Raw genomic sequence first — 25,399 nt, 5'->3', positions numbered from 1 at the left:
GACCGCGGACGCCGCTTGGCAACCCCTCGATCAAAAGGAATGGGAACTCCGGCCAAACGCGTCCGTTGCCCCTTTAACAGGGAGAAAAGCATGTCGAACGAGCGCTACGAGATCATCAAAGTGGACGGCGGTTGGGCCTACAAGATTGGAGACGCTGTCTCGGCCTCCTACCCAAGCGAGCAATCCGCTCTGATCCACGCAGATCTGGCGGTAGGCACGCCAGGCGCGTCGAGTTCGGAAGAGGCCGCGCCCGGAGCAATCCCGCCCGAGAAACTCACGACCGAGACGGACGACGGAGCGGCGTGACACGGGACTTGGCGACGGCGCGCCAAATTTTATCCCCTCGGACTGCCCGCTACCGTCGTTGCAGCTAGCTCGCTCAACGCCTGCCACACGCCGACATCGAGAACCGTCGCATCGCCGCGATTGATCTCGCCCCGACAGCCTGCGGTGCCAGCGCGGCCGGCAGCGCCGAGGGCTTGGCGTGGAAGCGATCGAACGCGGTCGCGACCGCCGTCCGGACATCGCTGCGCGCCATCCGGTTCACTCGCATCGCGACATTCTTCATCGCCTAGGCGTCAGCTTGTTCGCTGGCGAGACGCGCGCGGGCTTGGCTGGGCTTGGAGGCGTCGGCTCAGGCGCAGACGGCGTCGGCCGCGGCACGATGTCGGGACCTAGCTCTGGAATATCGTCGACGATGGAGGCCTGGTTACAGGTCCGCCGGGAAGCGGCGCTTCCGGCCCTCCGAGGTTACCGACATCTGACATTGAGGTCATATTGCTTGCTCTGAGAAGCAATCGGGTAGGAAGCCAGAGCCTAGAAAAACTAGACCCAGGCGAAACCCATCGCCAAAGCCGCTCCCGCTCTTCCAACGATGAGAACGACCGACATGCCCATCGGTGCGTCTGTGCCCTGCTTCGCCTCGACAGCAGTTTCGACGACACGTCCGGATTCGTTCTCAACTTATTTGTTCTTTCTCAGCATGATGGAGAAACCCGAGGCTCGGTTTCGATCCGCTCACGTGTCTAGGCGGGCTAAACGCGTTTAGTCCTCCGGACGCCTCGAGCGCAGGATGAAGGCGCGCAGCGAGTGCGATTGCTCATCGGACAATCCGGCTCCTTTCGCCAGCTTGTTCCAAAGCACGTCGGGCGCATCCGCGGCGTCGATTAGGGCGGTTCCTCGCACCGGTCCCATTTTGGCTAGCAGCCCAAAAAGCTCTTCATCGGTTGGCGTCAAGTTGGAGACTGAGCCTCGTCTGCCTCTAGCGGGCGAGCCACGTCACCCTCAATAGTGTCATCGCCATCGGAAGTGGCGCCCTGTTCGTATGCGGCCTCGGCTTCCTCCGACGCATCATCCCCCGGGGTTACGAGGTTCTTGATGTTCTCCCCGGCTGGCGGCCTGGGAGTGGCGTTCGTTTCAGTGGAAGGGCGGTCGTCTTGATGGTCCATGAAGCACTCCCGTTTAACCGCACAACCATGAGCGCTCGCGTCTGTTCCGGCGACGGCTGTCTGGTTCGTTTTACGAATATGCGCGAGACCAAAAGGCCACAGCGCCGCCAAACATGCGGCCACAACTTGACGGCAATGGGGTGCCCGGCGTTCATCCCGGAAGTTGCGTAGCGAGCCGCCGGCGCCTCCGGGGTATTTTTAGAGTTCCCATCATGAAGACGAAACTTGCTCTCATCGGCGGCGCGCTGCTGCTGTCGACGTCTGCCTATGCGGCGGACCTTCCTATGGAGGCCGCGCCCGCAGTCGTGGCGGTGCCGTCCTTCAGCTGGACCGGTGGCTATATCGGCGCTCAGGTCGGATACGCCTGGGGCGACGCCAACTTCCGCGCGGCCGGCGGCAGCCTCAGCGCCAAGCCTAAGGGTTGGATGCTCGGCGGCTATGCCGGCTACAACATTCAGCTCGACAACTCGCCGCTCGTCCTCGGCATCGAGACTGACTTCAACTGGGCCGACATCGACCGCACGCGCGGCGCGTTCGGCGCGACCGCGAAGACCCAGACCGATTGGACCGGCGCCACTCGCGCTCGAGTCGGCTTCGCTGTCGACCGCGTCCTCTTCTACGCCGCGGGCGGCGTCGCCTATGCGGATCGCGAAGTGAAGGTTCGCGCGGGCCGCCTTGGCGCCAAGGACAACAAGACCGCGGTCGGCTGGACGATCGGCGGCGGCGTCGAGTCGGCTGTGACCGACAACGTCGTGGTTCGTGCTGAGTACCGCTACACCGATCTCGGCAAGGACACCTTCCGCCTGGCCGGCGTTCCGGTTCGAAGCAAGTACGACGAGCACCGCGTGATGGCGGGCGTCGCCTATAAGTTCGGCTGGTAACGACTAGCCGCCGTTCGAACGAACTCGTTGTTGGTTCGTTGGTCCCGCAAGTTCGATGCGGATAGCTCCCGCCCCGCTGGCCCATAGAGGTCGGCGGGGCGGTTTTCGCTTTAAGCCTTAGAGTTGGCCTCGACCCGCTCCTCACCATCCATCAGCAATGTGATATGCGCCTCGACAAACATTCTATTGAGTTCAAGGAGCCGCAAAGACGCCCGGGCCACTGCGGCGGCACCCTGCTGGCCATGAAGCCGCTCCACAGCGTTCCGCTGCCTCTCAATGCGCCTATCGAGATCTGCGAGCTCGCGCTTCACCTCGGCAAGTTCGGCTTCAGCGGGACTCAATAGAACCTCGATCGACGCAGAATGCAGTTAGTGACGCCGCCTTTGACGTGACCCCCGTTTTTCATCCATCGGAAGCGAGAGTCCTGTCGTGATCTGAGCCATCGTCGATGGCGGTTTCAAGAGGCCGAAGCGCGGAGCTGGCAGGTTGCGCAACGCTTCTGCCGGGGATCTCGAGGATGGCGTTGGCGTAGGCCCAAGGCGTCATCCAGCCGAGTTTCGAGTGCGGTCGTTCTTCGTTGTAGTCGCGCCGCCAGGCTTCGAGCACGGCGCGGGCTTGAGGGAGTGACCGGAACAACGTCTCGTTGAGAAGCTCGTCCCGCAGCCGGCCGTTGAAGCTCTCAATGAAGCCGTTCTGCTGCGGCTTGCCGGGCGCGATGTAATGCCAGCCGACGCCCATATCGTCTGCCCAGGCGAGGATCGCGTTCGAGGTGAACTCCGTGCCGTTGTCGCTGACGATTGTCGTCGGTCGGCCGCGCCGGCGTACGATGTCGTCGAGCTCGCGGGCGACCCGCAGGCCGGACAGCGAGGTGTCGGCCGCGAGCGCCAGGCACTCGCGTGTGCAGTCGTCGACCACGGACAGGATGCGGAAGCGGCGCCCGTCCGTGAGTTGGTCGGATAGGAAGTCCAGGCTCCATCGCTGGTTGGCTGCCATCGGCGTCTCGATCGGCCGCCGCGTTCCCATCGCCCGTTTGCGGCCGCCGCGACGGCGCACGGCCAGCTTCTCCTCGCGATAGAGCCGCTGCACGCGCTTGCGGTTGACCGCGTGCCCCTCCCGCTTCAGCAGGACGTGCAGTCGCCGATAGCCGAAGCGGCGACGCTCGGCCGCCAGCTCGTTCAGCCGTCCGCGCAGGACAGTGTCATCGCCACGCGTCCCTTCGTAACGCACGCTCATCCGATCGGCGCCGACCACCCGGCACGCCCGCCGCTCGCTCATCTCGAAGGCCTCGGCGAGATACGCCACGGCCTCCCGTCGCGCTGCGGGCGTCACCACTTTTTTCCCAGAAGATCCTTCAGCGCCGCGTTGTCGAGCATCGCGTCCGCCAGCATCCGCTTCAGCCGACCGTTCTCGTCCTCGAGCCCCTTCAGGCGCCGAGCCTCCGAGACGTCGAGCCCGCCGAACTTGGCCTTCCACTTGTAGAACGTCGCCGAGCTGACGCCGTGCTTCCGGCAGACCTCAGCGGTCGCAACGCCCGCCTCCTGCTCGCGCAGGATCGCGATGATCTGCTCTTCCGTGAACCGAGACTTCTTCATCCGTCCGTCCCTCGTGCTGGGGCGGACTCTAGCTATCCGTGGAGGAGTTTCAGGGGGTCACGTCAGATGTTCGCGCGTCGTTCACCCAGATCCAAGCCGATTTCACTGCGCGATGGGGGTACAATCTTGAACGCGATTAGTCTGACGACCAATGTTCCTTCCGCCCGCCAATTGGAACGACGGAAGGAAATGTTGTCGTATACGGCCATTTCTGAGGGCATCGATGCGCCCTCGGCGGCGGTCGTCGATAGCGTCCTCGACGCTTTGAAACTTGCCGAGTTCGAAGCCAGAGAATCTAACGGTATGGTGACTATCGCTGCGGAGAATAGTGGAATCCTGACCCTCGACGAACCCGAGGATATCGTCCATCAGTAGCGGCGCGCGCGAAGCCTCGGTGGCGCCCGATTCAAATTGACCGGTGTCACCCAGTCCGCTCCTCTTATTCGCGCGCCACGCGACTGCGGCCCTGATCGCTCTGCCGGCCTTATAGGTCCAATCGTTTGAGTGGCGATCACGCTGATATTGGGAAACGTCGATGTCGAACTGCTTTCACTGGCAGCACTCATGGCCGCACGAAGCTGTGCGACGGGGCGACCTTCATGTGCCAAGCGGCCAACTTGCGCACGAGGGTGACATCGTTCGGGTCATCTGCATTGCGCGCGGACAGTACGAGGGACGTTGGTATTGGGTAGCGTGCCGGCAAGATCACGACGCCAGCCGCGCCGACGGCTTTTGCAAAACACGCGACCAAGCGAGACTTAGCGCTGAAATTGCTTATCTTTATGCAAGAGGTTAGATTCGCGCATCGACAGCAGCCCGCGTCTGCTTCCAAGCAACAAGCTCTTTTTCCAGACGGTCGAGGCGATCCTTGGCGTCCGTCGTATCGTATCCACGCGTCTCTAGCCGGAATATCGTCTCCATCAGAGACGACATCTGATCGAGCGTTGCGTCGATCTTGTCACTCACAAACGCGTAGTTATCGACCGAGCTGACCACCATGGCACGCCCTCCGAGTTCCGCTGCTACGAATCGTAGGGCGAAATTGGTCGTCAAGCAATCGACAGGCTAGCGATTCAGTTGTGTCATGGCCACCGGAACAACTTGGTTTGTTTGCCCGCCGCGGGCTGCGCCGCCCCTCGAACCACGACGGGTTCTGTGCGTCGACCGAAGAGGCGCAGGCCGGCTTATTTGGGAGTGTAAACGCAGAAAAAACCCCGCCGCGGCTGGGCCGGGCGGGGTCGAGGTTGACAGTTGGATCATGCAACCAGCCGGTGAAGTGGGGGAAGCTGACTGGTTGTCTGACCGCAATATTATACGCGCCTAGATAGCACTCGGATCGCCGTGGTACTCACAGAGCAGTGAACAAACCGGAATGTTCCGGTTGCGCAGGCGTTATCGAATTACGCGCAGTTGTATCAATCGAGTCAGGGTTGGCGCTCTTCGCAAGAGGGGAGCGCAGTTCTGCGGCCTGGTCAGTACGGCTTGTCCGGAATGACCGTTGGTGGGGCGTTTAACATCGACGTAAAACCGCCCCGCCGACCTCTCGGGCCAGCGGGGCGGGAGCTATTCGCTTCGAACTTGCAGACTGAACGCGCCTCTGCCGGGATGGTTCAGCGCCGGTGCTGAGTAAGTCCGATCTCAATCAACCATGGCGCTATCCAGTCGCATTGAGTTCACAGGCTCGTGTTCTCTATTTTAGCGTAGAGCAGGTCTGGAGGGACGTGCTCTGTAGCGAGCCCGTCGACACGGCCCGAACTGGTCGGCAGGCTCGCCTTCTTCTTTTTTTCCGAGAGTGCGGAGCAATGCTCACGATCGACGAGATTTCGTCTGAGTTTCAAGCGCAGAAGGCGGCCGCCGGACGGTTTGCTGGCCGACTGCAAAGAGCCATCGACGCGATCCACGAGGGGCGGATCGATCTCGATCTCGCTGATGCGCTGGATCGACACGCCATTCACCTTGAGCGTGGACGCAAACACGAGGCTCGATTTATTTACGCATGCATAGCGGCCGCAAGACTGCTTCGAACCGGTGACGACTTTTTCGCTTAACGGTTTAATGCTCGAACGGGGTTCAGGGCACCGCGCAGGTCGGCGGCCCGGCGCAGTAGGTCTCGATCCGTCGATGGTGGAACGCCGCCGCGATCGACAGCACGGTAAGCGCGAGAAACAGCGCCATCAGCCGTGAGCCGCGATGCTTGCGCACTCCACATGGACCACACCTGTTGCGCCGCGATCGTCAGCACGAAGCCGCGCGTGAGCGCATACTCGGTGTAGTTCTGCGCCGTCTTCACCGCTTGGATCATCTCCACCGAATGTTCGGTGTTCGAGGCCCGGACCAAGATCCACTTCGTCGCGTCGACCATCAGCCCGACGTCCATCGCCGCAATGAACGGCAGCAGCCACCAAAGCGTCGGCCGCGGCGGCGTCCGGCTTTCCCACGCCCAGAAGGCGCAGAACACCGCGCCAGTCGCGCAGATCATGAACAGCAGTGACTGGATCGCCGCGTAGACCCAGTAAGAGAATTTAACTTCCATCATTTGCGCTCCAACGCGGCCTCGAGCTTCAGGAGGGCCCGGCGAACCCTCTCCGAGCCCGCCATGGTCTCCTGCGCGATGCGGTCGATCATGCTGGTGATCCACTTCATCGAGCGCGCCCTCTCGGGAGCCCCTCGACCTTGTCGGCGAGGTCCTCGAGCGCCTTGGCGACGGCGAGATCCGCCGTCAGTCGTTCCCCTGCAATGCTGGAAAGGCGGTCGGTCGATCGGTCACCGACCGCGAAGAGTTTGTCCGACAGCGCCTCGATCCGCCGATCAGCGCGGTACTTTGCCCAGCCGAGATAGATCGCAACGATCGACACAACCGCGCCGCCGGGCCGAGCTGTTCGAACAGAAATCGGACGAAGTCCTGCACCAGTTTGCCGAGCTCGGTCATGGGCGCGCCGCCTCAGCCGATCGGCCGCGTGGTGTTGACCCGGCCGTTGACCGAGACGACCGCGCCGACTACGCCCCAAAGGACGCCAACGAGGGTGACGGCGGCGTTCCACCACTTCACCTGCTCGGGCGAGGCGAGATCGACCACGACGGGCGTGAGCGTCGGGAGCGCAGCGACCAGCGCGCCCGCGCTGGCGTTCACCGCCCCTGAGGATCGCCGCGGACTTGTACCAGGCAACGGGCTTCAGCGCGGCCGCGATCCGATCGTCGGTCACCACATCCGCCGCGATCTCGCGAGCCTTCGCCAGCTCCTTGCCGACGGTGACAGGTTTGCCGTGGGACGCCTGAACGATTGCGCTCGCGGCCGCATCGGCAACGACGTCGACGAGCTTGGGGCGGGTGATGGATTTGGACATAGCTGTCTCCATGGCGCGGGCAGAAAGGCCGGCGCGGGCGCGGTGGATAGATGTGAAAGCAGCGCGAGGCTTGATCAGAGCGGCGTCAGTTCCAGATGCCGGCGCAAGCACCGACCGAGGAGACCCAGATGAGAAGAGGTTCGCACGATACCGCGGCCGCGCTCGCCAACGCTCGGTTGATCGCCGCTACAGTTCAAAGCTTGCTGGAATTCGAGAGCGGACAGAGCCGCAGCTATAAATGCTGCGCGCCGCTCATTGCTGAGTTCGCGCAGTCTCTCCGAGGCGAGCGACGCGAAATGTACTCAGCTTGGGTATCGCTGAATTTAGCTATCGGAAGACGGCTCAAACACGGACCGATCAAGCGGACGGCCATGACCTGTAGCCAGACAGCGTTGAAAAAGATGATGTCTGAGGGCCGCTTCGTTCAAGGTCGAAGGGTGAGCTTCCAAGATCACGGCACCGACGCGTCGATCAGGCTATGATTTAAGATGAGCGCGACCGCTAGAATTCCCCTCTTCAGCCAACTCTTCACTAATTGCATTGCGGTGAATTGTCAGCAGTTCTACCGCAAACTCAGCGTTCATCAATGACACTCTCGCGCGATCTGTCAACTGTCCGCGAGCGTCGAGGGCTATGATTCGCGTCCGGTGATATGTCACTTCCCCTCGCATCTGGGCTAACTCCGCTTCAGCCTTCGCGAGGTCCGTCTTCGTAAATTTTGGCATCAGACGCAGGGCTCAGTTCTGCAACGGGTAAGCGGCCGAATCGCTCCCCAACGATCTGACCAACTTCATGCCGTCCGGAAGCCGCTAGGGGCATAACAGCGCCCGACGCCGTTTCATGGCGGGGGTCAGCGCGAAGCGGAACTATCTTACCTGATCACCCGCGAAAAAGCCCGACGCGTCGGGAGGAGCGCGCCGGGCTATCTCAAGCGGGTGACAGCGGTTGGGGCTGCGCTATTGGATGCTATACGCGCGAGGGGCGTCTTCGTTCCAGGATGATACGTTCGGCGAGGTTCTCTGCGGCGAGCCACCCTAACGTCCATGCGGCGCGCGGGGCGATACCGTTGTGAGGGCAGCCTTCCGGAGCCACGCCATGCACGAAAGCGAGCTGTCCTTCCTCAAAATCGGACGCGAAAGCAGCGCGGTCGTTATCTGCCTTCAAACGGTATCCCTGAGTCGAAGAAGCCCGACGCGGGGCTATCGCGCCGGCTTCCACATGGCCTTCGGGCGGATCGAGGTTCCCGCCTTGCCTGCCAGACGCCCCAGCGCGATCATGGGTTCCCGATCCAGCAAAGAGCCGACGCTTGGGCGGATGCGCCAACGACCAGAATTAATGTGATTGAGTTGGCAATGCCGTCGGCTCGCTTGACGCGGCAGCCTGGCATCAGTCGCAAAAGTGTTTACGCACAATGCAATTGGGGATTGGCTTCATGGCTCAGGGCGCACATAAACCCATCACGGAACTGAGCATCATCGTCTACGAGTTTCACAACGACGGACGGGAGATCGTCCGAGGGACATTGGCAGCGCTCACCCGCCGCCTCGACAGCGCGATGCCAAAGGGGCGCAGCGCGCTCTTCGACCCGGCTTGGCGCGGCGCAAATGGCTTCGTAATCACCGATGGTCAGGGCAACGAGGTTGGCCGGTGGACGCAGCAGTTGGTTCGCGATCGTCCGCTGGCTTAGCAACGACTCCCGTTCGACTGCGTTGGGCTTCGTCAACCGGAGCGCAGTCAGTGTCCAGCCATGTTGCCCTTATCGCCGAAGATGACGCCATCACGCTTATGGCCGCCGCAGCGACTTTCCAGGACGCAGGCTACGAGGTTCTGGAAGCAGGCGACGCTCACGAAGCCTGGGACATCCTGTCCGGACGAGACAACGTTATTCTCCTGCTAACCGACATCGAGATGCCAGGCACGATGAACGGGCTCGAGCTTGCCAACAAGGTTCATAGGAGCTGGCCACACATAGAGATCATTGTTTGCTCCGGACGGGTGAAACCTGTTGACGGGGAGCTGCCCGAGCCGGTGATGTTCCTTGGAAAGCCCGTTGATTTGATGACGCTCCAGCAAAAGGCTCGCGAAACTGTCGAGGCCAAAGCCAACACCAGACTTTTGGCCGAAGGCTTTGCCGGTAAGGATCGTGCAGTTTCAGGGCCGGACGATTTCGAAGAGGCCCAGTCGCCGACCTGAGACGCCAGCCGAACGCCGAGGAATCATGCCCACGCTGCACGAGTACGAAGTCGCCTTCAACGAGGGCGGATCCGACAACGTCAGGAAACTCATTCAGCGACAGAATGCGACTGACGCTGACACGCGACGCGAGGTTGATCGGCTAGAAGACGCTGGCTGGAACATCGACCGGCGCGAGACAAGCGCGTCAGGCGGCGAACTTGGGAATGTCCGGTTTGTACGGCCTCGCCACACACAATGACATAGCCGTCTTCGCGCATTGCTCTGCCGATCACGGGAGCACGTTCGCCAGCGATCACTTGGCCTGCGGTACCTGCCGTAGCCGATACCGCGGTCCGAGCAAATATGACCACGAAAAAAGACAACCGCCGCCGCTTGCCACCTTTTGGACCAGGTCCCTATCGGATGGTGAGGACGCGGTCAGTGGCGAACGAATGGAAGATCGTTCACACTGACAGCGGCGAGCAGGTGACGATCGTCGGCGGCCGTGCGTATGGTCTCACACGATTGCAAGCGGTCGATCTTCTCCGACGCCTTATGCCGTTTCAATAAGGTGCGTCGGGTTCAATGGGCTCGCCGATCTGCAACGGAACGATCGGCGAGCCTTTGGGACTGCCCCCCAGCAGGTTCCCGGACCTAAATATCAAAAGCTCAAGCGACGAAAAAGCCCGACGCGTGCTGACGTGCGCGCCGGGCTTCTTTCGCGTCAGCGGGCGGGGTGGGATCCGCTGCCTTCCATAGACGCGCGGGCGGCAGCATAGTTCCCAGTCAGTGCGGCCGGGCGAGGACGGGAATGAACCACCCGGCCGCTGCTCGCCACGACCCAGCGAAGGTCACGAAGCAAGCGACGCTGGGGTAGCACGTCGTCTCCGAAAAAGCCTGACGCGTTAGGGGAGGCTAGGGTAGCGCGGAATTACCTCCAGTCCGCTTACCGGTGTCCGAACCGTGGCCCAAAATAAGCTTGGTCCGCTTTGCCTGGCCATCGGCTACAGAAATCATCCATGACATCTTTCAAAAAGCCGTTGTGCGATAGTCCGCTTATTGATCGTACGGTAAAGCGCGCTACTCACAGGCTTCGGCCGAACTAGGTGTTCGCGGGTGACCCTTTGCGGACGTCCAGTAAGTCCGCTCCAGGGTGGCTTCGCGCAAGATGATCGAACACCGCAGATGCGAGCGACGAGGCCGCGCCTATCGAGAGGGCGTGTTGAGCGACCCATCCTCAGAGCTACGAAATAATCTCACCCGCGCGGGCGCGGACGCGCGCAGCTTCAGGAATTAAAGTAGGCTGATCTGCTAATCGATCGCAGTGGCTTCCCATGCGCAATGCGGAATTAGATGGCTGATCGCAAAAACTTGACCTCCCAAAAGAGCCGGTCGGAGATGGTTGCCGCCGAAAAGGCGGCTGTCGAGAAAGCGGAAGTCGCAACCGCGGTCGTGCCAATCGATCACCGTGCTGGAGGAGCGATCCGAGAGCACCGTCTGGAGCGCTCTTTAACGCTCGCTGAACTGTCCTCCGCAGCCGGTATGTCGGTCGCGATGCTAAGCCGGATCGAGAACGGCCAGTCCGCAGCGAGCTTGGAGGTGATCGAAAGGGTCTGCGCGGCTCTGGGCGTCGACATGTCCACGTTGTTTCGTGCAATCGAGGACACCGCCGGCTCCGCACAACTCTTGAAGGCCGGCGAACAGATGGAGGTCGTGCGGACCGGCACGAAGCACGGCCACACCTACCGCCTGCTGTCCTATCACAAAGGCCCGAGAAAGATCTTCGAGCCGTTCTTCATCGAGATGGACAAGCTGAGCGAGGTCTATCCCCGCTTCCAGCATCCAGGAACTGAGTTCATCTACATGCTCAGCGGACGGATGGAGTACCGTTTCGGGGATAAGACGTTCTTAGTCGAGCCAGGAGACGCTTTCACGTTCTCCGGCTCGGTCATCCACGGTCCAGAAACATTGCTCGATGAGCACATCCGGTTCCTTGCAGTCATCATATACGCGGAGTGATGACGCTCAAGTTTTCAGGGCATAAGCCTCGATCTCAACCAACTGCCAAGGCCGCAGCATCGAGGTGACCTGCACCAGGGTCGAGGCGGGCCGGACCTTGTCGAAAGCCTCGAGATGGGCCTTCGCGACCCCGTCAGCGTCGCTTATGTCACGCACGTAAACCACCGTGCGCACGACGTCCGAGAGCTCCGCTCCCGCCTTCCTGAGCGCGTTCTCGATGGTCAGAAGCGCCGCCTCGGTTTGTTCGAAGGCCCCGAGCTTTTCATGGCTTATGGGAGCGCAGGTGCCAGACACGTGGATCTGGTTACCGAAGGCGACGGCGCGCGAGTAGCCGAAGACGCTCTCGTAGGGACCGCCGGACGAGATGTTCACGCGCAGGTTCGGATTGGAAGTCGTCATTGGTCGTCTCCTTCACAGGTTGGCGGCGTCGCGGATGCGATACCAAGTCTCGACGGCCGGCACGGCGTGCTTGGCCACGAAGTGGAAGGGATGGCTGGGGAACCCGAGATCGCTGAACGCGCTCTGGCCCTCTGGGCGTGACAGCAACTGCAGGGCGATCTTTCGGCCGAAGTGGGTGGACCGTGATACACCGGTGCCGCAGTAGCCCATGGCGTAGTGCACGCCGTCGGGTGAACGCCCGAGATGCGGAAACTCGTCGAACGTGTAGCCGATCAGGCCGCTCCAGGCGTGCGTCACTGGCACGTGCTCAAGATCCGGAAATGTGTCCAGCAGATCCCTGGCGAGATGCTGGAACGATGCCGCCGATCCCTCGCGCGCAACATGGCTCGAGCGTCCTCCCCAGAGGATCCGGTTTTCGCCGGGCGCGGGCCTGAAATAGAAGAAGACCCTGTTGGAGTTGCCATAGACGCGACGCTTGGGCATCGCGGCCTCGAATCGATCCTGCGGGATGTGGCCGGTGGCGATCTGCGACGAGGCGATCGGGACGATGCGTCTGGAGAAGTAGCCGCCGACGCCTTTCGTGTAGCCGTTGGTCGCCACAATCACGTCGCGAGCCCTGACGTCGAACCCATCGAAGCGGACGAGGTGCCCGGACCCGCTCGAGACGATGTCGCGGACCGGCGCGTTACCCGCGATCAGCGCTCCGGCGTCCCGCGCCCGGCTCAGAAGCCCGGCGTGATAGCGGCCGGGATGGATCGAGGCGTCCTGCGGCAGCACCGCCCCGCCGTGGAAGCGATCGCTGCCGATCTCGGATCCCTGCTCGCCCTTCGGGACCATGCCGAATTCGACCCCGGCGAACCGGTGGAGATCCGACATGTCTCGGGCCATCGCCTCGTAATGCTCCGGGCGCATCGCGCCGCGGAACCGGCCGCACCGTTCGAAGGAGCAGTCGATGTTTTCGTCGCGAACGAGGCGTTCGATGCCATCGAGCATCTCGACGCCTTCGTGCAGAAGCTCGACCGCCTTTTTCTCTCCCTTCATCTCGATCAAGGTTCGGACACGGAACTTCTGGTTCCCGCTGCCGACCTGCCCGCCGTTCCGGGTGCTGGCGCCGTAGCCCGGCACGCCCGCGTCCACGACGAGCACCCCGCGCCCCGCGCGCGCCAGGACCAGCGCTGCGGATAGACCTGAAAATCCTGCACCGACGACCAGCACATCGACTTGGCGCGGTACGGCGTCGAACCCTGCGGTCGGTGGCTTCGCGGCGTCCCACCAGAATGGTTCAGTTTCAAACTGGCCCTTGCCTTCGCCCTTGGCCAAAAGTCCAACGGTCATCTCAAGGCGCTGGTTTGACATGGTTTTTCCGCGATTCAACGGGTCGCCGAAGGCTTTTTGTTTTCTTCTGATACAAATTTGTTGCATTAGACGCAACACGGGAATTAGGGTGCGTTCAACGCGGCAATCAATAGCCGCCTACAATGGGGAGCCTTGGATGAAGCCGATCGACTACATGGGAGGAACGTTATCTCCCGGCTGCATGAAAACTCCCGAAAGTCTAGATCTCGAAAGCGCCAAGAAATTTCTGAATGAGCACGCCGTCAATTATTTGCTCGCTCAGTTCGTAGACATCCACGGCGTGGCGAAAAGCAAGTCCGTACCCGTCCAGCACCTGGAGGGACTTCTGAGCGAGGGCGCAGGGTTCGCCGGCGCCGGAGCTTGGGGTCTCGGAATGGCTCCGCATGAGGCCGAGTACATGGTCGTCTGCGACTTGGACACGCTGACGCTGACGCCGTGGGCGCCCGGCTATGCCCGGATGATGGGAACTGGTCAGGTCAAGGGCGAGGCGCATGCGGTCGACACCCGCAACGTACTGAAGCGGCAGGTCGAGCGGCTCGCGGACCGCGGCTGGACTCTGAACACAGGCGTCGAACCGGAGTTCATCCTTGTCCGGCGCTCGGCTGACGGTCAGGTTTCCGTCTTCGACGAGACCGACACGCTCGCCAAGCCCGCCTACGACTACCGCGGGCTGATGCGGGGACGCAGCTTCCTGGAGAGGATCACCGCCGCGCTTCAGGCCGTAGGGGTGGACGTCTACCAAATCGATCACGAGGACGCGAACGGCCAGTACGAGATCAACTTCAAGTACGCCGACGCCCTGAAGTCGGCCGACCAGATCATCCTGTTCAAGATGGCGGCGGCCGAGATCGCCCACGAGCTGGGCGCGATCTGCTCGTTCATGCCGAAGCCCCGGAGCAATGCGACCGGCAGCGGCATGCATATCCACTGCTCGATTGCGGATGCGGACGGCAAGAACATCTTCCATGACAAAACCGACCCTCGCGGTCTCGGCCTGAGCAAGCTCGCCTACCACTTCCTGGGCGGCGTGATGGAGCACGCAAAGGCGCTCACCGCTCTGCTCGCTCCGACGGTGAATTCCTACAAGCGCCTCGTCGTCGGCCAGAACGCCTCCGGCACGACCTGGGCTCCCGTCTTCATCGCCTACGGCGACAACAACCGGACCGCCATGGTCCGCGTGCCTTATGGGCGGCTAGAACTGCGGACCGGCGACAGCGCGATGAACCCCTATCTCGCGAGCGCGGCGCTGATCGCGGCAGGCCTCGACGGCGTCGAGCGCGAGCTCGATCCCGGTGAGCCCCACAACGTCAACTTCTACGGTCTCTCGTCCGGGGAAGTCGCAGATCTGGGCGTGGAGGTCCTGCCGCAGACGCTCGGTCAGGCGCTCGACGCGCTCGAGGCCGACGAACTGTTCTCGCGGACGCTCGGTGAGCGCGTCGTCGGCGAGTTCCTGAAAATCAAACGGGCGGAATGGGGCGAGTATTGCCGTCACGTCTCTCAATGGGAAGTCGAGAGATACCTCAGCTTTTACTGATCATCGGTCCTCTTCTGGAGCCAAATTATGTGTGGAATTGCTGGCCTGTTCTTGAAGAATGGCCGACTTGAAAATGAACTCGGGTCACTGCTCGCGACCATGACCTCGTCCTTGTGCGAGCGTGGCCCGGACTCCGCTGGGTTCGCCCTGTACACGACCGGGGCCGCCGACGGCGTCAAGCTCACGGTGACGACCGGAGCCTCGGCCGACCTCGAGCGGGTCGGGGCGGAGCTCGGGCGCGCGATCCAAGCCGCCGTGAAGGCCAACGTACGCTATACGCATGCCACTTTCGCCATCCCCGCCGACAAGGCGGACCAGGCTCGCGCATGGCTGACCGAGAACACACCTGACGTATCGATCGTCAGCGAAGGCCGTCGCCTGGAGATCTACAAGGAGGTCGGCTACCCGACCGAGGTAGGGAAGAAGTTCGACCTCAATTCGATCGGCGGCACCCACGCCATCGCCCACACCCGCATGGCGACGGAGTCGGCCGTGACGACCAACGGCGCGCACCCGTTCTCGACGGGTCGCGACCAGTGCCTCGTGCACAACGGCTCGCTGTCGAACCATGCCTCGCTGCGGCGCGAGCTGCGCAAGGACGGAATCCGCATCGAGACCGCCAACGACACCGAAGTCGCCGCCGGCTACATCAGCCGTGAGCTCCGTCGCGGCCGCAGTCTCGGCGACGCGCTCGAGTCGAGCCTGTCGGACCTCGACGGCTTCTTCACCTTCGTGGTGGGGACCGAGAACGGCTTCGGCGTCCTGCGCGACCCGATCGCCTGCAAGCCGGCGGTCATGGCCGAAACCGACGACTACGTCGGCTTCGCCTCCGAATATCGGAGCCTGACGTGCCTGCCCGGCATCGCCCAGGCTCGGCTCTTCGAGCCAAAGCCCGCCACGCCCTACTTTTGGGAGAGCCGCCAGTGAGGTCGATCGATCTTTCCGTCACGCCGCTGCGTGAGCTGAACGCCGAACTGCAGGCCCTGCAAGAGGGCGCAAATGAAACCCAGTGGCGCATCGAGAACCCGTTCGGCTTCCACGCCATCGCGGTGGGCGTCGCCGCCCCGATCGACATCGAGATCGCAGGCCCTGTCGGCTACTTCTGCGCTGGCATGAACAAGCACGCCCGCGTGCTGATCGACGGAAACGCAGGTCAGGGCGTCGGCGAGAACATGATGTCGGGCACGATCCAGGTGAAAGGCGACGCCGCGCAGTCGGCGGGAGCGACCGGCCGAGGCGGACTGCTTCTGATCGAGGGCAACGCCGGCGCGCGCTGCGGCATTTCGATGAAGGGCGTCGACATCGTCGTGAAGGGCGAGATCGGCCACCTGTCGGCCTTCATGGGCCAGAAGGGCCGCCTCGTTTGCTTCGGTGACGCCGGCGAAGCTTTGGGCGACTCGATCTATGAGGCGCGCCTTTACGTGAAGGGCAAGGTCGCGAGCCTCGGCGCGGACTGCGTCGAGAAGGAAATGCGCGACGAACACAGACACGAGCTGTTCGAGCTGCTGAAGCAGGCTGGCGAGAACGGCTCGATCGATGTCTCCGAATTCCGCCGCTACGGGTCCGCCCGCAAGCTTTACAACTTCCACGTCGACAACGCGGGTGCGTACTGATGACCGCTCATGAGCGTCACTGGGGCGCGACCCTGCCTCGCCAGTCCGCGACCTTCGACCAGCACACGCTTGCCGAGATCCGCCGCGCGGCCGCGACCGGAATCTATGACATCCGGGGCGGCGGAGCGAAGCGAAAGGTCCCCCATTTCGACGACCTGCTTTTCCTCGGCGCCTCGATGTCGCGCTATCCGCTCGAAGGCTACCGCGAGAGGTGCGACACGAGCGTCACCCTCGGAACGCGTTTCGCCAAGAAACCGATCAAGCTCGACATCCCGATCACCATTGCGGGCATGAGCTTCGGCGCTCTGTCGGCACAGGCGAAGGAGGCGCTGGGTCGCGGCGCCTCAATCGCCGGCACGTCGACGACGACGGGCGACGGCGGCATGACACCGGAGGAGCGCGGGCAGTCCAAGACCCTCGTCTACCAATACCTGCCGTCCCGCTACGGCATGAACCTGGATGACCTGCGCAAGGCCGACGCGATCGAGATCGTCATCGGCCAGGGCGCCAAGCCAGGCGGCGGCGGAATGCTGCTCGGCCAGAAGATCTCTGACCGCGTCGCGGAGATGAGGTCGCTGCCGAAGGGAATCGATCAGCGCTCGGCCTGCCGCCACCCGGACTGGACCGGCGCGGACGACCTCGAGATCAAGATCCTCGAACTGCGCGAGCTGACGGGGTGGGAGAAGCCCATCTACCTCAAGGTCGGCGCCAGCCGTCCGCAGTACGACGTCGCGCTTGCCGTAAAAGCCGGCGCCGACGTCGTCGTACTGGACGGCATGCAGGGAGGGACCGCCGCGACCCAAGACGTGTTCATCGAGCACGTCGGCATTCCGATCCTGTCGGCGATCCGCCCGGCGGTGAAAGCGCTCCAGGACCTCAACATGCACCGGAAGGTGCAACTGATTGTCTCCGGCGGCATCCGCAACGGCGCTGACGTCGCCAAAGCCATGGCTCTGGGCGCGGACGCGGTCGCAATCGGCACGGCGGCGATGGTCGCGCTTGGCGACAATGACCCGCATTTCGAGGCGGAATATCAGAAGCTGGGCTCGACCGCCGGCGCCTATGACGACTGGCACGAGGGGCGTGATCCGGCCGGCATCACGACTCAGGATCCGGAACTTTCCTCCCGGCTAGATCCGGTCGCTGCCGGCCGGCGGCTCGCCAATTACCTCAAGGTCATGGCGCTCGAAGCGCAGACGATCGCCCGCGCTTGCGGGAAGAGCAGTCTGCACAATCTTGAGCCCGAAGACCTGGTGGCGCTGACAATTGAAGCGTCCGCGATGGCTCAGGTGCCGCTCGCGGGCACCACCTGGATCCCGGGATCGTCATTCTGAACACATGACTGCGAGGGCGGCCCGAAAGGCCGCCTTCGCTTTTAGGCAGGCCGCCAACCATTCCCCGTTTGTCTGATATGCAAATTAATTGCATGCTGAACAAATACTGGTAGCCTTCCCGTGCTCGCGCGTAATGCGCCCCGGAGAGGGCGGAGTAGAGCAATGATCTCAAAGTAACGCTGGCCTACTGTCCGGCGGAGGAGAGGAAATGAGCAACGCGGACGAAGTTTCGCGATCGGGGGCTGCTGTCTTGAGCGATCCTTTGATTTCTAGCAGTGAAGGGCATCAACTCCATCGGTCGATCACATGGAAAGATGCGTTCTGGGTGGCAAGCGGCGTTCCGGCGCTCGTGTTGTTCTCGATCGGCGGCCTGGCGGCGACGGTCGGCGCGCCGTCTTGGCTGTGTTGGACGGCGTCGGTGATTTTTGGGTTCCTGCAGGCCTTCGTCTATGCCGAGATCGCAGGCCTGTTCCCAGGCAAGTCCGGTGGCGCGTCGGTCTACGGCGCGGCAGCGTGGGTGCGTTACTCGAAGATCGTCGCGCCTCTGTCGCTCTGGTCGAACTGGCTCGCCTGGACGCCGGTGCTAACAGTCGGATCGACGATCGCCGCAGCCTACATCCTTACGTCGCTGTTCGGCCCTGACGCCGCGATCAACACCCAGAAGCTGACGCTCCTGGACCTCGGCTTCCTGAAGCAGGGACTTGAGATCAGGATCAACGGCACGTCGATCGTCGCGACGGTCCTCATGCTCCTTACCTTCGCGGTCCAGCACAAGGGCATCCTCGGGACCGCGCGCATTCAGTTCATCATCGCGGTAGTGGCGCTGACGCCGCTTCTGCTGATTGGCATCGTGCCGTTCTTCACCGGCGACATCGCCGTCTCGCACTTCCAGCCCTTCGTTCCGATCTCGGGCGCCTGGGACAAGGCGGGCTGGACACTGTTTCTTGGCGGCATCTACATGGCGGCCTGGTCGTCCTACGCATTCGAAACCGCCGTCTGCTACACGCGCGAATTCCGCGATCCAAAGACCGACACCTTCAAGGCGATCTTCTGGTCGGGCGTCCTGTGCGTCGCTGCCTACACCCTCATCCCGCTTGCCTTCCAGGGCGCGCTCGGCACGGAAGGCGTGGCGTCGCCAGGGATCGTCGACGGGTCGGGCGTCGCCGGCGCGATGGCGGGAATGGTCGGCGGCGGCGCGACGGTCGGGAACATCCTGATCGCCATGCTCGTCCTGTCCCTGCTGCTGGGCGTGTCGACCTCGATGGCAGGTTCGTCTCGCACGCTCTACCAGGGTTCCGTCGACGGTTGGCTTCCGAAGTATCTCAGCCACGTCAACCACCACGGCGCACCGACCAGGGCGATGTGGACCGACCTCGGCTTCAACGTCGTGCTGCTGACCTTGTCGGACTCCCTGTTCGTCCTCGCGGTGTCGAACATCTGCTACCTGGTCTTCATCTTCCTCAATCTGCATGCGGGGTGGATCCACAGGATCGACAACGCGCATGTCGAGCGCCCCTACCGTTGCCCGAACTGGCTGATGGTCGTGGGGTTCATTCTTGCCTATGTGAACGCCTTCATGCTCGGGGCGGGCGCGAACGTCTGGGGTCCGGGGACACTCATGACGGGCGTGTTCGCGTTGGCGATCATCCTGCCAGTCTTCTGGTATCGGCACTACGTCGTGGACAAGGGCAGCTTCCCGCAGGCGATGCTCAAAGATCTCCATATGACCGACGGCGTTCTCTCGGCGCCCAAGGCCGGGCTGCTGCCTTACGCGGCCCTTGCCGCCGGTGTGCTGATCGTCTTCAGCGCAAACTCCTACTTCCACGGCTGACGACAAAGATCGGGCTGGCCCCGACGCCTCCGGCTCCTCTCAATTCTGTCAGGGAACTTGAGCTGCTCCGTCACCGGAGCAGCTCTTTTTTTGGGCACAGTTCTCCACAACTCAAAGATTTCGGAACTTCGGGAAACATGACGCGTCGCGCAGGAGCTATCAGTACGCCTTCATGCCACAGCTTCTTCGGGGGTAAGGTCCACAGTCGGGGCTCGATCTCAGGTCCGCTATTTGGCTGAGCCTTGGTGTCTGGTGTTGGCGCTTCGCGGCTTTGAGCGCGGTTGAGCCGTTGCCGACAGCCAAAATGTCCGCGTTTCCAACGAGTAAGTCGCATCTCGAGCTGAATGCATCGAGACACTCGCGCTCTTGGCATTATAAAGACCGATCCGGCGGCTCCGCACGAAAGCGGCGGGGTAGTCAATCTTGAGAAACTTCGCCGATCTTCAGTCACCAGCGGAGCATGCGGGCACCCGCCGCGGAGCCGATCACAGTCATGAGGGCGACGGCCAGCGAATACCACACCGCCAGGAACAGTGGAGAATCGTCTGGACAGTGCATGGCGTAGAATGTTGCGCCGACGGCTCCAGCTAGAAGGCCGGCGGCGGCTCCGAGCGCGCCGGGAGAGTTGGGCGCGCCGCGTCTGAGAGCGATCAGTATGACGGCGAGCGGGACGGCGGAGATGATCGGCACGCAAGCGAGGCATAGGAGCGCGTTCCGGCCGACCGTCCGGCTCCACCAGAGGGCGCTCGGGGTCACGGCCAGTTCGACCACCACCGTGATCGCGAAGACCACAACCGCGCCGATGAGCGCGATTCGCGCAGCGCCAAGTCGAGCGCCGGGCCGGGCCAGCCGCATTACGAGTAGGCCGGCGCTCGCGACGAATGATCCCGTGATGACGAACTTCAGCGGATAGCGGATCGCCGCGAACGCGGGGTCGACCGGCGGCCTCGCGCCCAAGAGAGTCCACGTCGCGAAACCCGCGAAGACAGCGGCTAAGGCGACCGCCGCGGCAACCGCCGGCAGAAGCCGCTTCCGCGGGGCGTCCGCGTCCAGCGCTATCGTCCTGATCAGATCCTCCGTCCTCATTTGCGAAAACTCCTATAGGCGTCGGCCAAAGCCGACAGACCGCGATGAAGCGCGACCCTTACGGCGCCTTCGCTCATGTCGAGGTCTTTCGCCGTTTCGCGGATCTCCTTTCCGTCGATCGAGATCGCCTTAACCACCGCGTGTTGTTTGCCCTTAAGAACGGAGATCAGCCTACTAGCCTCATCCGGTCGCAATCCCTCGTCTTCAGGTTCCGTCGGCAAGGTTTCCGCAAAGTCGTCGATCGGAACATGGATGCGTCGCCCTCGGCGGCGGAGCGCGTCTATGATCTTGTTGCGTGCGATCGCCGCCGCCCATCGCCCGACAGGCTGCCCCTCATCCCAGGTGCCGCGCTTGAGATGGATCGCAAGCAGCGTCTCCTGGACCACGTCCTCGACATCGGCCGAGCCGAAGCCCCATGCCGACGCCCGGCTTCGCGCCACGCTCCGGATGAAAGGCGCCAGAGCCGCCAGAAGCCGCTCATATGCAGCGGCGTCGCCTGCGATCCCCGCTTTCATCCAAGCGATCCAATCGCTTTCAGCCGCCTTTCCGCCGATCATCCGCCCTCAATACGTTGGGGTAAGCGCCTTCGTTACGCGGAATGACAGGGTCAGGCGCCCGTCCACGGCTCATGAATGTAACGAATCCGCTCTGGTCTGCGAAAGTTACCTGAGAGCACAAGCCTTTAGGGATGTCCCAAAGCCGCACCCTGCGAGCCGACGGGACGGCCATGAACCAGAAGGGACGGCCATGTCCGGATCCACACGTGTGAGCTTCATCGGCGGTGCATCGGGCCCATGGCGCGTGGAGCGCATCGAAGCGATCGCTGGCGCCGCGCTCCCTCCTGTTCGTTTCGTCGATGTCGTCACGGTCGAGCCCGGCGCGCCGAAGCCGCCGGGCGAGTGGGTCCTGACCGGCGCGACCAGCAATACCCGCTACACGACGCGGATTGAGACGTCGGCGCTCACTGCGAAGCAGGAGCCGCTGGGCCGATCTGACGCTACCCTCGCAGCGTTGATACCAATCCGAAAATCCCCGTCTTGGTGGAGCCTCGCGCAAGACGAGCGTCGGTCGATCTTCGAGGCGCAGTCGCGGCATATCGCGATCGGCCTCGACTATCTTCCCGCGATCGCACGCCGGCTACATCATGCCCGCGATCTCGGGGAACCATTCGATTTCCTGACCTGGTTCGAATTCCGGCCTGAAGACGAAGCCGACTTCGATGCTCTGGTCGCGCGTTTGCGCGACATCCCGGAATGGTCGTTCGTCGAGCGCGAAGTCGACATCCGGCTACGGCGCCCTGATTGATCCGGCCGGCGATGCCATCGTGCGACCCGCGTAACGATCCGGATCCCTCGAGCGTAATCGATCGTGTAGCCGGCGGCGGAGGCCGGTCCCGATCGGTCGCGACGATCCTTGTCCTGGCCGAAGGCTACGGGTGAGCGCGTCCGGCGCGCGCCGCCCGTCACTCTGGTCAGGAGCTTGACGATGGGTGGACGCTCGCTTGCCGCAGCCCTCGCTATGGCCCTTCTTGGCGCATCTCACGCTGCGCGCGCCGAGCAGCCTATCGTGGTCGAACTGTTCACGAGCCAGGGCTGCTCGTCCTGTCCGCCCGCCAACGCCAATCTGATCCAGCTCGCCGACCGGCGCGATGTGCTGGCTCTCAGCTATTCCGTGACCTATTGGGATCGGCTCGGCTGGAAGGACAGTTTCGGCAAGGCCGAGTTCACGCGCCGGCAGGCCGACTACGTGCCGAAGCTCGGCCTGGACGGCCCGTTCACGCCCCACATGGTGGTCGACGGACGCTTCAGCGCGGTCGGCCAGGATCTGAACGAGGTGCTCGGCCTTGTCGCGCGCGCCGGCGACCGACGCGGGCCCGAGGTCGAAATCTCGGCTGGCAAGGTCGCGATCGGCGCCGGAACGCCGCAGCTGGGCGGAGCCGACGTCTGGCTGGTGCGGTTCGATCCGAACACGGTGCGCGTCGCGGTGGGGCGCGGCGAGAATTCGGGCCGCACCCTGCCGCACGCGCATGTGGTCCACGAACTGCGCCGGCTGGGCGGGTGGACCGGCGAGGCGGCGACGCTGCCGCTGCCCCCGGCCGTCGACAAGCTGCAGACCGCGATCCTCGTCCAGGCCAGAGACGGCGGACCGATCGTGGCCGCCGCGCGTCGATGACCTGAAGACACAGGATCTCTAAAACAGCGCGAAGGGGCCTTGCATGACCGTGCGCGCCCTTGGCCTTACGGCCATCATCTGCACCGTTTGGGCCTTGCCGGCCTCCGCTCAGTTCACCGGGGATCTGGCGTTCGACCCCGACGGCTGCATGGCGGAGCGAAAATGCATCCTGCGGTCGCCGCTGCTGTTTATCGACGGCGCCAAGCGGACATGGCGGGCCGAGGCCGGCGATGTCACGGACGGGGCGAGCATACCGGACTGGGCGCAGAGCATTATCGGAGGCCCATGGGACGAAGCCTACCTGAAAGCGGCCGTGCTTCACGACCACTATTGCGACAGGCGGACGGCGTCCTGGGGCGACACGCACCTGATGTTCTACGAGGCGCTGATCGAACTCGGCGTGAGCGTCTATAAGTCGAAGCTGATGTATTACGCCGTCTATGTAGGCGGGCCGCGCTGGATCGACATGGTCGCGCCGACCTGCGGCGACGGCTCGGGGGCGCCATGTGCCGACGGCCAGCAGCCTACGATGAAACGCATCGGCGAGATCGTCCGGGGCGAGCGCTACGACCGCTTGGACATGCGCGCGGAGATGGCCGAAGTCTCGGCCCGCATGGACGCGGACCCGGACATGTCGCTCGAGGACCTTCGTTCGATGGCTGCGAAGAACCATCCCGAGGATCCGTTTCTCAAGCAGGACGGGCCGGTCCGGGCGGGCGAGCCGGCGGATCGTTTCATGCGCTCGATGAGGTGACGCGCCGGCCTACCATCTCAGCAGGCGAGACCCCGCAAGCGCGCCGGCGGCCGTGACCAACCCGATCGCGATCATGTACCAAATGGCGACGAAGAGCGGCGAATCGTCGGGACAGCTCGTGGCGTAGACCATCGCCGCCATCGCGCCAGCCAGCAGCCCGGCGGCCGCCCCGGTCAGGGCGGGCGAGGCCGGCGCACCGCGTCGAAGCGCCGTCAGCAGCGCGACGAGGGCCGGCGCGGCAAGCAGCGGAATGTGCGTCAAGCAGACCGTTGACATGGTCCCGACGGCGCGCGTCGTCCATCGATCCGCGGGCGTGACCAGCAATTCGATCGCGACCGAGACCAGCAGCGGCATGGCGGCCGCCGCGAGCGCGAGACCCTCGGCGGCGCCGGCCCGGCCGGGTCTGGAAAGCCGCAGAGCGATAGCCGCGGCCGCGAGCGCGAACCCCGCCATCAGCGCGAATTTCAGAGGGAAGCGCACGCTCCCAAAAGCTTCGACGATGTCTGGGCGGATGGAGAGCCGCATCGCGAACACGGCCGCCGCGCCGGCCGCGCCGAGCAGCAGCGCGCCCGCGACGGCGCGTCCGACCCTCCTCGGGGGAGAGCCCGCATCCGCGACGAGCGCGTCAATGAGCTGGGTCGTGAACATCCTGTCTTGGTTACGCGACGGCCAGCTCAAGCGTTACGTTCGGGATCTTCGACCTAGGGTGGAGGCCGGGTCGGCAGGAACCGGTAGATCCGCCAGGCGCCGGGACGTTCGTTCAGCAACTCGAAGGCCGGGTCTTTGGCGAAGGCGCCGGACGCCCACGCGCCGTCGGCGGCGGTGACTACGATGACACTGCAGTCGTGCGGCTCGAACAGCGCGTGCACGGCAGAGGCCGAAGCTGTTCCATCGAAGACGGCGCGGAACTCCGTGTCCGTGCGATCGACCTCTTCGGCCGACTTCCCCGAGAACGGACGCGCGAACTCCCATCCGGCGTAGCAGGAGCGCCGGTCGGAGAGGAGCGCCCATGAGATGTTGATCGGGTGCTGCGTCATGTCCGCAAACAAGCCCGGATTGCTGGCGATCCGCTCGGTTAGGCCGGAGTGCGCCCGCGCCTCGCGCCAGAGTTCGGGAGACCGGGCGAATGCGGCCGCGGAGCCGGACGGACGAGCCGCGAGATCGTCGCGGAAGAAGAAGAACCCGCCATAGGCTCCGGCGAGAACGCAGGCGATCGCAAGCATCGATGGTACGGCCTTTGTCGGGCGAGCTGTCCAGCGCGACAGGCCTGCGGCCGCGAAGGCCGCGAGCACGAGCGTTCCGGGCAGGACCGCGCGCCAGCCAAGATCGTTGTTGAGGATTTTGCTCACGAGCAGCCAGGAGACCGCGAATGAGGCTGCGGCGCCGAGCGCGAGGACCGTCGCGACGCGCCTCCGCCCCGGATCGCCGCCGGCTGTGGCGAGCGCCGCCGCAAGCGCCGCCACGCCAATCGGAAAGGTCGCGGGCAGGTCGACCGGGAGCTGCACGGGCCAGAACCCGATCAGGTCGAGCGGGCGCCGGATCGCGTCTGCGACGGACGGGCCGAACACCTCGTAGGCGTGGAACGCGACAGGCGGTCCGCCGCTCCGCTCCGCCGCCGCCCGCGCCTGTTCAATCAAGATCGGCGAGGCCGCCGCCAGCGCGATCCCGAGCGCCAGGGCCGCGCGGGCGATCAAGCGGCCTCTTCGTTCCGAGACGGCCGCCGCATAGAAGCCCGCCATCGCGGCCGCGAGCGCGAACGTCACGCCGCCGACCCAGATCGAGCTGCCAAACGCAGCGGCCACTGGCCGGCCCCCATCGAGTGGTCCGGTTGCAATGTTAGTTCATGAGCGGCGCTGACGCG

General features: G+C 63.6%; 29 protein-coding genes. 16 read left to right on the top strand and 13 right to left on the bottom strand.

Going from position 1 to position 25,399, the window contains the following annotated elements; genetic code table 11:
- Positions 1 to 90: 90 nt before the first annotated feature.
- Entirely contained in the window at positions 91 to 306 is a 216-nt protein-coding gene (locus ACFOWB_RS25110; RefSeq protein ID WP_378150069.1) for a hypothetical protein, read from the top strand.
- A gap of 73 nt (positions 307 to 379) precedes the next feature.
- On the opposite strand, the gene ACFOWB_RS25105 is transcribed toward ACFOWB_RS25110, so the two are convergent.
- Positions 380 to 568 carry a hypothetical protein gene (locus ACFOWB_RS25105; RefSeq protein ID WP_261405473.1) on the bottom strand — a complete coding sequence of 63 codons (189 nt, stop codon included), beginning with the start codon at positions 566 to 568 and terminating at the stop codon, positions 380 to 382.
- Between the two features lie 1,092 nt (positions 569 to 1,660).
- On the opposite strand from ACFOWB_RS25105, the gene ACFOWB_RS25100 reads away from it, so the two are divergent.
- Positions 1,661 to 2,329: an outer membrane protein gene (locus ACFOWB_RS25100; RefSeq protein ID WP_378150066.1), complete on the top strand. Its 669-nt coding sequence runs from the start codon at positions 1,661 to 1,663 to the stop codon at positions 2,327 to 2,329.
- A 402-nt stretch (positions 2,330 to 2,731) separates the two neighbouring features.
- On the opposite strand, the gene ACFOWB_RS25095 is transcribed toward ACFOWB_RS25100, so the two are convergent.
- Positions 2,732 to 3,921, bottom strand: a protein-coding gene (locus ACFOWB_RS25095) for an IS3 family transposase (protein ID WP_378150064.1) whose coding sequence is annotated in 2 segments (ribosomal slippage) — positions 2,732 to 3,669 and positions 3,669 to 3,921 — 1,191 coding nt in all. Because the reading frame shifts where the segments join, the coding sequence is not laid out codon by codon here.
- 126 nt (positions 3,922 to 4,047) lie between these two features.
- Here ACFOWB_RS25095 and ACFOWB_RS25090 point away from each other — a divergent pair.
- A complete protein-coding gene (locus tag ACFOWB_RS25090) occupies positions 4,048 to 4,296 on the top strand; it encodes a hypothetical protein (protein ID WP_261405476.1) in 249 nt (82 codons plus the stop codon).
- 417 nt (positions 4,297 to 4,713) lie between these two features.
- On the opposite strand, the gene ACFOWB_RS25085 is transcribed toward ACFOWB_RS25090, so the two are convergent.
- The 5 genes from ACFOWB_RS25085 to ACFOWB_RS25065 form a co-directional block, all read right to left on the bottom strand.
- Positions 4,714 to 4,920 (bottom strand): hypothetical protein, encoded by a 207-nt coding sequence (locus ACFOWB_RS25085; protein ID WP_261405477.1) that lies wholly within the window; start codon positions 4,918 to 4,920, stop codon positions 4,714 to 4,716.
- Positions 4,921 to 5,594: 674 nt separating this feature from the next.
- Positions 5,595 to 5,867: a hypothetical protein gene (locus ACFOWB_RS25080; RefSeq protein WP_261405478.1), complete on the bottom strand. Its 273-nt coding sequence runs from the start codon at positions 5,865 to 5,867 to the stop codon at positions 5,595 to 5,597.
- Between the two features lie 98 nt (positions 5,868 to 5,965).
- The gene (locus ACFOWB_RS25075; RefSeq protein ID WP_261405479.1) at positions 5,966 to 6,457 is read right to left on the bottom strand and encodes a hypothetical protein; all 492 of its coding nucleotides are present in this window, start codon (positions 6,455 to 6,457) and stop codon (positions 5,966 to 5,968) included.
- 103 nt (positions 6,458 to 6,560) lie between these two features.
- Positions 6,561 to 6,776 (bottom strand): hypothetical protein, encoded by a 216-nt coding sequence (locus tag ACFOWB_RS25070; protein ID WP_261405480.1) that lies wholly within the window; start codon positions 6,774 to 6,776, stop codon positions 6,561 to 6,563.
- Positions 6,777 to 6,862: 86 nt separating this feature from the next.
- The gene (locus ACFOWB_RS25065) at positions 6,863 to 7,051 is read right to left on the bottom strand and encodes a hypothetical protein (protein WP_261405481.1); all 189 of its coding nucleotides are present in this window, start codon (positions 7,049 to 7,051) and stop codon (positions 6,863 to 6,865) included.
- Positions 7,052 to 7,360: 309 nt separating this feature from the next.
- Between ACFOWB_RS25065 and ACFOWB_RS25060 the strand changes: the two genes are divergently transcribed.
- The 5 genes from ACFOWB_RS25060 (at position 7,361) to ACFOWB_RS25040 (ending at position 11,459) form a co-directional block, all read left to right on the top strand.
- Positions 7,361 to 7,747: a hypothetical protein gene (locus tag ACFOWB_RS25060; RefSeq protein WP_378150060.1), complete on the top strand. Its 387-nt coding sequence runs from the start codon at positions 7,361 to 7,363 to the stop codon at positions 7,745 to 7,747.
- A gap of 613 nt (positions 7,748 to 8,360) precedes the next feature.
- Positions 8,361 to 8,606 carry a hypothetical protein gene (locus ACFOWB_RS25055; protein WP_261405483.1) on the top strand — a complete coding sequence of 82 codons (246 nt, stop codon included), beginning with the start codon at positions 8,361 to 8,363 and terminating at the stop codon, positions 8,604 to 8,606.
- A 91-nt stretch (positions 8,607 to 8,697) separates the two neighbouring features.
- Positions 8,698 to 8,952, top strand: coding sequence for a hypothetical protein (locus tag ACFOWB_RS25050; RefSeq protein ID WP_378150058.1), 255 nt, complete (start codon positions 8,698 to 8,700; stop codon positions 8,950 to 8,952).
- A 50-nt stretch (positions 8,953 to 9,002) separates the two neighbouring features.
- The gene (locus ACFOWB_RS25045; RefSeq protein ID WP_261405485.1) at positions 9,003 to 9,458 is read left to right on the top strand and encodes a response regulator; all 456 of its coding nucleotides are present in this window, start codon (positions 9,003 to 9,005) and stop codon (positions 9,456 to 9,458) included.
- 1,335 nt (positions 9,459 to 10,793) lie between these two features.
- Positions 10,794 to 11,459, top strand: a complete 666-nt coding sequence (locus ACFOWB_RS25040) for a helix-turn-helix domain-containing protein (RefSeq protein ID WP_261405486.1) — start codon at positions 10,794 to 10,796, stop codon at positions 11,457 to 11,459.
- 6 nt (positions 11,460 to 11,465) lie between these two features.
- On the opposite strand, the gene ACFOWB_RS25035 is transcribed toward ACFOWB_RS25040, so the two are convergent.
- Together ACFOWB_RS25035 and ACFOWB_RS25030 are read right to left on the bottom strand one after the other, a co-directional pair.
- Positions 11,466 to 11,858 carry a Rid family hydrolase gene (locus ACFOWB_RS25035; protein ID WP_261405487.1) on the bottom strand — a complete coding sequence of 131 codons (393 nt, stop codon included), beginning with the start codon at positions 11,856 to 11,858 and terminating at the stop codon, positions 11,466 to 11,468.
- Between the two features lie 12 nt (positions 11,859 to 11,870).
- Complete coding sequence (locus ACFOWB_RS25030; protein ID WP_378150055.1) at positions 11,871 to 13,214, bottom strand: NAD(P)/FAD-dependent oxidoreductase; 1,344 nt, start codon at positions 13,212 to 13,214, stop codon at positions 11,871 to 11,873.
- On the opposite strand from ACFOWB_RS25030, the gene glnT reads away from it, so the two are divergent.
- From glnT to ACFOWB_RS25005, 5 genes are all read left to right on the top strand, one after another.
- The gene (gene glnT / locus ACFOWB_RS25025; RefSeq protein ID WP_378150053.1) at positions 13,213 to 14,748 is read left to right on the top strand and encodes a type III glutamate--ammonia ligase; all 1,536 of its coding nucleotides are present in this window, start codon (positions 13,213 to 13,215) and stop codon (positions 14,746 to 14,748) included. The two genes, ACFOWB_RS25030 and glnT, sit on opposite strands and share 2 nt — an antisense overlap.
- Positions 14,749 to 14,775: 27 nt before the next feature.
- Complete coding sequence (locus ACFOWB_RS25020) at positions 14,776 to 15,675, top strand: class II glutamine amidotransferase (protein WP_378150051.1); 900 nt, start codon at positions 14,776 to 14,778, stop codon at positions 15,673 to 15,675.
- Positions 15,672 to 16,361, top strand: coding sequence for a GltB/FmdC/FwdC-like GXGXG domain-containing protein (locus ACFOWB_RS25015; RefSeq protein ID WP_378150048.1), 690 nt, complete (start codon positions 15,672 to 15,674; stop codon positions 16,359 to 16,361). Before ACFOWB_RS25020 ends, ACFOWB_RS25015 begins: the two co-directional genes overlap by 4 nt.
- Entirely contained in the window at positions 16,361 to 17,695 is a 1,335-nt protein-coding gene (locus tag ACFOWB_RS25010; RefSeq protein WP_378150046.1) for an FMN-binding glutamate synthase family protein, read from the top strand. The genes ACFOWB_RS25015 and ACFOWB_RS25010 overlap by 1 nt, the downstream gene beginning before the upstream one ends.
- Before the next feature lie 208 nt (positions 17,696 to 17,903).
- A complete protein-coding gene (locus ACFOWB_RS25005) occupies positions 17,904 to 19,526 on the top strand; it encodes an APC family permease (RefSeq protein WP_261405490.1) in 1,623 nt (540 codons plus the stop codon).
- A 447-nt stretch (positions 19,527 to 19,973) separates the two neighbouring features.
- On the opposite strand, the gene ACFOWB_RS25000 is transcribed toward ACFOWB_RS25005, so the two are convergent.
- Entirely contained in the window at positions 19,974 to 20,612 is a 639-nt protein-coding gene (locus ACFOWB_RS25000; protein ID WP_261405491.1) for an NrsF family protein, read from the bottom strand.
- Entirely contained in the window at positions 20,609 to 21,169 is a 561-nt protein-coding gene (locus ACFOWB_RS24995; RefSeq protein ID WP_315855194.1) for a sigma-70 family RNA polymerase sigma factor, read from the bottom strand. The genes ACFOWB_RS25000 and ACFOWB_RS24995 overlap by 4 nt, the downstream gene beginning before the upstream one ends.
- A gap of 190 nt (positions 21,170 to 21,359) precedes the next feature.
- Here ACFOWB_RS24995 and ACFOWB_RS24990 point away from each other — a divergent pair, with 190 nt between their 5' ends.
- From ACFOWB_RS24990 to ACFOWB_RS24980, 3 genes are all read left to right on the top strand, one after another.
- Positions 21,360 to 21,917, top strand: coding sequence for a chlorite dismutase family protein (locus tag ACFOWB_RS24990; RefSeq protein ID WP_261405493.1), 558 nt, complete (start codon positions 21,360 to 21,362; stop codon positions 21,915 to 21,917).
- A 261-nt stretch (positions 21,918 to 22,178) separates the two neighbouring features.
- The gene (locus tag ACFOWB_RS24985) at positions 22,179 to 22,784 is read left to right on the top strand and encodes a DUF1223 domain-containing protein (protein WP_261405494.1); all 606 of its coding nucleotides are present in this window, start codon (positions 22,179 to 22,181) and stop codon (positions 22,782 to 22,784) included.
- Positions 22,785 to 22,827: 43 nt separating this feature from the next.
- On the top strand, positions 22,828 to 23,538 hold the full coding sequence (locus tag ACFOWB_RS24980; protein ID WP_261405495.1) for a DUF1353 domain-containing protein: 711 nt from the start codon (positions 22,828 to 22,830) through the stop codon (positions 23,536 to 23,538).
- A gap of 9 nt (positions 23,539 to 23,547) precedes the next feature.
- On the opposite strand, the gene ACFOWB_RS24975 is transcribed toward ACFOWB_RS24980, so the two are convergent.
- A complete protein-coding gene (locus ACFOWB_RS24975; RefSeq protein WP_261405496.1) occupies positions 23,548 to 24,186 on the bottom strand; it encodes an NrsF family protein in 639 nt (212 codons plus the stop codon).
- A 53-nt stretch (positions 24,187 to 24,239) separates the two neighbouring features.
- Positions 24,240 to 25,340, bottom strand: a complete 1,101-nt coding sequence (locus tag ACFOWB_RS24970) for a hypothetical protein (protein ID WP_261405497.1) — start codon at positions 25,338 to 25,340, stop codon at positions 24,240 to 24,242.
- Positions 25,341 to 25,399: the final 59 nt, after the last annotated feature.

It is taken from the genome of Chenggangzhangella methanolivorans, assembly GCF_042648545.1.
GTDB lineage: Bacteria > Pseudomonadota > Alphaproteobacteria > Rhizobiales > Methylopilaceae > Methylopila > Methylopila methanolivorans.
Note: the sequence above shows the minus strand (reverse complement) of the source record. Positions and strands in the feature narration are given on the sequence as shown.

Excerpts from the sequence above, each read along its gene's own strand:
- ACFOWB_RS25110 (WP_378150069.1), top strand. The coding sequence starts at position 91 with ATGTCGAACGAGCGCTACGAGATCATCAAAGTGGACGGCGGTTGGGCC.
- ACFOWB_RS25105 (WP_261405473.1), bottom strand. The coding sequence starts at position 568 with ATGAAGAATGTCGCGATGCGAGTGAACCGGATGGCGCGCAGCGATGTC.
- ACFOWB_RS25100 (WP_378150066.1), top strand. The coding sequence starts at position 1,661 with ATGAAGACGAAACTTGCTCTCATCGGCGGCGCGCTGCTGCTGTCGACG.
- ACFOWB_RS25085 (WP_261405477.1), bottom strand. The coding sequence starts at position 4,920 with ATGGTGGTCAGCTCGGTCGATAACTACGCGTTTGTGAGTGACAAGATC.
- ACFOWB_RS25075 (WP_261405479.1), bottom strand. The coding sequence starts at position 6,457 with ATGATGGAAGTTAAATTCTCTTACTGGGTCTACGCGGCGATCCAGTCA.
- ACFOWB_RS25060 (WP_378150060.1), top strand. The coding sequence starts at position 7,361 with ATGCCGGCGCAAGCACCGACCGAGGAGACCCAGATGAGAAGAGGTTCG.
- ACFOWB_RS25055 (WP_261405483.1), top strand. The coding sequence starts at position 8,361 with ATGCACGAAAGCGAGCTGTCCTTCCTCAAAATCGGACGCGAAAGCAGC.
- ACFOWB_RS25050 (WP_378150058.1), top strand. The coding sequence starts at position 8,698 with ATGGCTCAGGGCGCACATAAACCCATCACGGAACTGAGCATCATCGTC.
- ACFOWB_RS25040 (WP_261405486.1), top strand. The coding sequence starts at position 10,794 with ATGGCTGATCGCAAAAACTTGACCTCCCAAAAGAGCCGGTCGGAGATG.
- ACFOWB_RS25035 (WP_261405487.1), bottom strand. The coding sequence starts at position 11,858 with ATGACGACTTCCAATCCGAACCTGCGCGTGAACATCTCGTCCGGCGGT.
- glnT (WP_378150053.1), top strand. The coding sequence starts at position 13,213 with ATGGTTTTTCCGCGATTCAACGGGTCGCCGAAGGCTTTTTGTTTTCTT.
- ACFOWB_RS25030 (WP_378150055.1), bottom strand. The coding sequence starts at position 13,214 with ATGTCAAACCAGCGCCTTGAGATGACCGTTGGACTTTTGGCCAAGGGC.
- ACFOWB_RS25020 (WP_378150051.1), top strand. The coding sequence starts at position 14,776 with ATGTGTGGAATTGCTGGCCTGTTCTTGAAGAATGGCCGACTTGAAAAT.
- ACFOWB_RS25010 (WP_378150046.1), top strand. The coding sequence starts at position 16,361 with ATGACCGCTCATGAGCGTCACTGGGGCGCGACCCTGCCTCGCCAGTCC.
- ACFOWB_RS25005 (WP_261405490.1), top strand. The coding sequence starts at position 17,904 with ATGAGCAACGCGGACGAAGTTTCGCGATCGGGGGCTGCTGTCTTGAGC.
- ACFOWB_RS25000 (WP_261405491.1), bottom strand. The coding sequence starts at position 20,612 with ATGAGGACGGAGGATCTGATCAGGACGATAGCGCTGGACGCGGACGCC.
- ACFOWB_RS24995 (WP_315855194.1), bottom strand. The coding sequence starts at position 21,169 with ATGATCGGCGGAAAGGCGGCTGAAAGCGATTGGATCGCTTGGATGAAA.
- ACFOWB_RS24990 (WP_261405493.1), top strand. The coding sequence starts at position 21,360 with ATGTCCGGATCCACACGTGTGAGCTTCATCGGCGGTGCATCGGGCCCA.
- ACFOWB_RS24980 (WP_261405495.1), top strand. The coding sequence starts at position 22,828 with ATGACCGTGCGCGCCCTTGGCCTTACGGCCATCATCTGCACCGTTTGG.
- ACFOWB_RS24975 (WP_261405496.1), bottom strand. The coding sequence starts at position 24,186 with ATGTTCACGACCCAGCTCATTGACGCGCTCGTCGCGGATGCGGGCTCT.